Here is a 4,984-nt window from a genome sequence, read left to right on the forward strand (position 1 = left end):
TATGTAAACGGTTATACTGTTTATACTATAATAGTAATAAATAATACTATTAATGTATTTTTAATTAGAGAAAGAACAATGAAAAATTTATCAACTTTTCAATCAAAGATAAATAATAAAATCACCTTTTCTATTGCGGCTATGACCATATTTTTTATGGATAATCCTGTATTTGCTAAAAATCTGGAAAAAGCTAAAACTGCTATAGAGGCTCTACAAAAAGAATTGAATATAATCGTTCCTACTTTAGCTGCTGTCATACTTTTATGTTTAGCAATCAGTTATGCAGGGCGTTTCATTGAAAGAGATACATTCTTACGTTGGTCTGTCGGTGTCATCCTCGCTGGATCAGCGGTAGAAATTAGCACTATGTTGATGGGAAAACCTTAATTTAAACTATAGAACACAAAACGTTTTATTTAGAAATAATATTTGGTATAATAGTTGTCATATGTAAACGGTTATACTGTTTATACTATAATAGTAATAAATAATACTATTAATGTATTTTTAATTAGAGAAAGAACAATGAAAAATTTATCAACTTTTCAATCAAAGATAAATAATAAAATCACCTTTTCTATTGCGGCTATGACCATATTTTTTATGGATAATCCTGTATTTGCTCAAAAACAAAATCTGGAGAAAGCTAAAACTGCTATAGAGTCTCTGCAAATAGAATTGGGTAAAATCGTTCCTACTTTGGCTGCCGTCATACTTTTATGTTTAGCAATTGGTTATGCGGGGCGTTTCATTGAAAGAGATACATTCTTACGTTGGTCTGTCGGTGTCATCCTCGCTGGATCAGCAGCAGAGATTAGTAAGATGTTTTTTGCCAATCCTACCGCATGATAATTTCAAATCGTAAAGCACAAAATGTCTAATAGAAAGTGAGGTTTGTATTCAGCAATTGTAGATATTTCAATAATAATTTCACTTATACTATAAAGTATACTGTAAGAGGAGAATATTGTTCATGGTAACTTCAATTATAGTTAAATTTAAGAATATGAAATACTTAGATACTTTTCTAGTAAAAGTTAATCGTCAAGCCAGTGTTATTTTTATGGCAACAATCATGTTTTTAACAACTCAATCTGCAAATGTTCATGCAGAAACAATTGTTCAAGCCGCTGTTGATGCAGATACTCTAACGAATTTATATTATGGATTAAGTCTGCTCGTTCCCCTAATTGCTGCTATCCTTTTCCTATTTTTATTAATCATTTATGTATTGCGGATTATTGCACGTACTACATTTGTGCGATGGTCGTTTAGTGTTCTTATTGCTGGTGCAGCGTTCTATATCAGCAATATATTGTTTCACATCAACTAATTGGGATTTGCCATGAAACCACAAAAACATGAAGAATTCCCTTTATTTAAAGGAGCAACTCGCGTTCCAACAATTTGGGGTGTACCAATGATCCCAGCCATATCTATGGTTATAGGAGTAGCCAGTTTTGCTATGACAGTAAACATTTTTTTGTGGTTAGTGGCTCCGCCATTATGGTTCATTATGGCACAAATTACCAAAAATGATGATAAGGCATTTCGTATCTGGTGGTTGTGGGTTGATACCAAATTTCGTAATCGCAACAAAAGCTTTTGGGGTGCATCGAGTTATAGCCCTTCTAATTATAAAAAAAGGAGATAAGCATGAAAGCTGTTCAAAACAGCAAATTGCTCTCGTCAGAGACACCAGTAAGTCTGTTTATACCCTACTCGCATCATATCACAGACACAATCATCTCTACTAAGAACGCAGAATATTTGTCAGTCTGGAAAATTGATGGACGTTCACATCAAAGTGCTTCAGAAGAGGATATTTTTCAGTGGATTAGAGAATTAAACAACGTTTTACGTGGTATTGCATCTGCTAATTTATCATTTTGGACACATATCGTGCGTCGTCGCGTTTATGAGTATCCTGATTCAACATTTGATCAAATGTTTTGTTATCAACTTGATGAAAAATATCGACAAAGTTTCACTGGCTATAATTTGATGGTCAATGATTTATACTTAACTGTTGTTTTTCAACCAATAACTGACAAACTTGTGTCATTTTTTTCCGAACATGAACGTGAAACGCTTGATCAAAAAAAGATGCGGCAAGAGTCATGTATTAAGGCTCTAAATGATGTTAATCGTACTATAGGTCAAGCACTTAAACGTTATGGTGTGGAACTTCTTGGTGCTTATGAAAAAAATGGTTATGCCTATTCTTCTGCCCTAGAATTTCTTGGCATGCTTGTTAATGGCGAGTATCGGCCTATGCCAATCTGTCAAGACCGCTTTGCCGATTATATGTGTATTAATCGACCTTTTTTCGCGAAATGGGGTGCTATTGGTGAGCTGCGCACATGCACTGGAATGCGTCGATTTGGAATGATGGAAGTTAAGGAGTATGATGTTACAACCAAACCAGGGCAACTTAACGTACTGTTGGAAAGCGAGTTTGAATTTATTTTAACACAAAGTTTTTCTGTGCTTTCGCGGCATGCTGCAAAAAATTATTTACAACGGCATCAACGCAATCTGATTGATGCGCGTGATGTGGCAACAAGCCAAATTGCACAAATTGATGATGCTCTTAATCAGCTTATCAGTGGACATTTTGTTATGGGTGAACACCACTGTACGTTAACCATTTATGGTGACACAGTTCAAAAGGTTCGTGACTACATGGCAAAAGCAAGTGCAGCTATGTTAGATGCCGCAGTGTTACCAAAGCCTGTGGATTTAGCTCTCGAAGCTGGTTATTGGGCGCAACTGCCTGCGAATTGGAAATGGAGGCCACGCCCTGCACCAATTACATCACTTAATTTTTTGTCATTTTCATCTTTTCATAATTTTATGTCAGGTAAGCCGACGGGCAATCCATGGGGTCCAGCAGTTACAATTCTTAAAACAACAAGTAGAACACCGCTTTATTTTAATTTTCATGCTTCCCAACTTGAAGAAGATGCAACAGATAAAAGACTCTTGGGAAATACTGCACTTATCGGACAATCTGGTTCTGGTAAAACAGTACTGCTTGGCTTTTTGTTAGCGCAAGCGCAAAAATTTAAGCCCACAACCGTTGTTTTTGATAAAGATCGCGGTATGGAAATTGTCATTAGAGCGATAGGTGGTCGATATTTAACATTTAAAACGGGCAGACCAAGCGGTTTTAATCCATTTCAACTTCCCCCAACACAGGAAAACCTTATTTTTCTCAAACAGTTTGTCAAAAAATTGGCAGAAATAGGTGGAGAAATCACACATCGTGATGAAGAAGAAATTGATAAAGCTGTCACAGCTATTATGGGAAGTAATATCGACAAATCATTGCGTCGTTTGTCTTTTTTAGTACAGTTTTTACCAAACCCGCGCTTAAGTGATTATAACGCTCGTCCAACTGTTCACGCCCGTTTAATAAAATGGTGTGAAGGTAATGATTATGGATGGTTATTTGATAATCCAACTGATGCTCTTGATCTCTCAACGCACCAAATTTATGGTTTTGATATTACTGAATTTTTAGATAATCCAGAAACCCGTACTCCAGTAATGATGTATTTACTTTATCGTACAGAAGGGATGATTAGTGGGCAGCGGTTTATGTATATCTTTGATGAGTTTTGGAAACCTTTACAAGATCCATATTTTGAAGATTTAGCAAAAAATAAACAAAAAACTATACGTAAACAAAACGGTATTTTTATTTTTGCGACCCAAGAGCCTAGCGATGCATTAGAGAGTAATATTGCTAAAACATTGATTCAGCAATGTGCAACTTACATTTTTCTATCTAATCCAAAAGCAAATTACGAAGAATATACAGACGGCTTCAAGTTAACGGATGCTGAATTTGAATTAGTTAAAGGGCTTGGTGAATTTAGCCGCCAATTCCTTATTAAGCAAGGAGATCAATCCGCACTCGCAGAACTGAATTTAAATAAATTTCATATGCACATTGATGGAAAAACCATTGAACGGGATTTTAATGACGAGCTCCTAGTATTATCGGGGACACCTGATAATGCAGAGTTAGTCGAATCGATCATTGCTGAAGTAGGTGATGATCCGGCAATATGGTTGCCAATTTTTTTACAACATGTAAAAATAGAGAGGAGAACGACATGAAAAAATTAGTTCTTTCATTGATAATAGCAACAATTTCCGTAACACCGAGTTCGGCATCTTGGGTTGGAGGAGCAGGAGCGGCAGATTTAGGTCGATCAACCCCATCTTCTGATTGGCTTTTTCCTTCAGGAAAGGCATTACAATCGACTCCTGTTAGCACACAAAGAGAAATTATTAATTTAATAAAAAGACAACTGAATCAATCAGAGAAGATATATAAATCTATAACAAGTAATAGAACTTCTGGTTCTACATCGATAGATAAGAATGTTTTTTTTCTAAAAAATCCAGAATTAATCTATGATAGAAATAAAAATACTGAAATGCTCCCGTTGCTCGACTCTATTGCGCAAAACGAGGAAAATTATGATTCTGTTCATTATACACGTTCCGTTATCAAGGCACGCAGTGAATATGCAGCGCTCATGGATAAAGCTATAAGTTTACAGGCTTTTGAGGCTACAGAAAGTCGTTTTAATAAGATAATGGAATTGATAAATAAAATTGAGTCAACAAAGGATTTAAAAGATATTTCTGAATTGCAAGCACATATTAAAGCTCAATTAGCTATGATTCAAAATGAAAGTACAAAGTTACAAATGGTTGCACATTTACGCAATGCAGAACGAGAACTTATTAATCAGCAAAAAAACAAACGCAATATAAAAATTCTTAATAGTAAAAATACAACAATACCAACTATACGATTAAGGTAATTTTTTTAAGACCAATACTGCCCATATTTACGGTTTTAAAGTGAATAAATAAAAAACTAAGAGGTAAAATGAACTATCCCGACAATCTTGAAGGGATAGTAGTAAGAAGTACAACCTGCTTCAAATAGTCTTAAGTA

Annotated in this window: 6 protein-coding genes; all 6 read left to right on the top strand. The window is 35.1% G+C overall.

The window, feature by feature from the left end:
• Nucleotides 1-390: VirB2 family type IV secretion system major pilin TrwL (trwL, locus tag V5N68_RS03590; protein ID WP_332065811.1), on the top strand; the 390-nt coding region annotated here is incomplete at its 5' end.
• A gap of 138 nt (nt 391-528) precedes the next feature.
• Nucleotides 529-852, top strand: a complete 324-nt coding sequence (gene trwL, locus V5N68_RS03595) for a VirB2 family type IV secretion system major pilin TrwL (protein ID WP_332065812.1) — start codon at nt 529-531, stop codon at nt 850-852.
• A 124-nt stretch (nt 853-976) separates the two neighbouring features.
• Nucleotides 977-1,336: a conjugal transfer protein gene (locus V5N68_RS03600; RefSeq protein ID WP_332065813.1), complete on the top strand. Its 360-nt coding sequence runs from the start codon at nt 977-979 to the stop codon at nt 1,334-1,336.
• Between the two features lie 12 nt (nt 1,337-1,348).
• Nucleotides 1,349-1,657: a VirB3 family type IV secretion system protein gene (locus tag V5N68_RS03605; protein ID WP_332065814.1), complete on the top strand. Its 309-nt coding sequence runs from the start codon at nt 1,349-1,351 to the stop codon at nt 1,655-1,657.
• 2 nt (nt 1,658-1,659) lie between these two features.
• Entirely contained in the window at nt 1,660-4,131 is a 2,472-nt protein-coding gene (locus V5N68_RS03610; RefSeq protein WP_332065815.1) for a VirB4 family type IV secretion/conjugal transfer ATPase, read from the top strand.
• Complete coding sequence (locus tag V5N68_RS03615) at nt 4,128-4,847, top strand: TrbJ/VirB5 family protein (RefSeq protein WP_332065816.1); 720 nt, start codon at nt 4,128-4,130, stop codon at nt 4,845-4,847. Before V5N68_RS03610 ends, V5N68_RS03615 begins: the two co-directional genes overlap by 4 nt.
• Nucleotides 4,848-4,984: the final 137 nt, after the last annotated feature.

Source organism: Bartonella eidoli (genome assembly GCF_036576145.1).
In the GTDB taxonomy this organism is placed as follows: Bacteria; Pseudomonadota; Alphaproteobacteria; order Rhizobiales; family Rhizobiaceae; genus Bartonella.

Coding starts and splice junctions, on each gene's coding strand:
- trwL (WP_332065812.1), top strand. CDS start 529: ATGAAAAATTTATCAACTTTTCAATCAAAGATAAATAATAAAATCACC.
- V5N68_RS03600 (WP_332065813.1), top strand. CDS start 977: ATGGTAACTTCAATTATAGTTAAATTTAAGAATATGAAATACTTAGAT.
- V5N68_RS03605 (WP_332065814.1), top strand. CDS start 1,349: ATGAAACCACAAAAACATGAAGAATTCCCTTTATTTAAAGGAGCAACT.
- V5N68_RS03610 (WP_332065815.1), top strand. CDS start 1,660: ATGAAAGCTGTTCAAAACAGCAAATTGCTCTCGTCAGAGACACCAGTA.
- V5N68_RS03615 (WP_332065816.1), top strand. CDS start 4,128: ATGAAAAAATTAGTTCTTTCATTGATAATAGCAACAATTTCCGTAACA.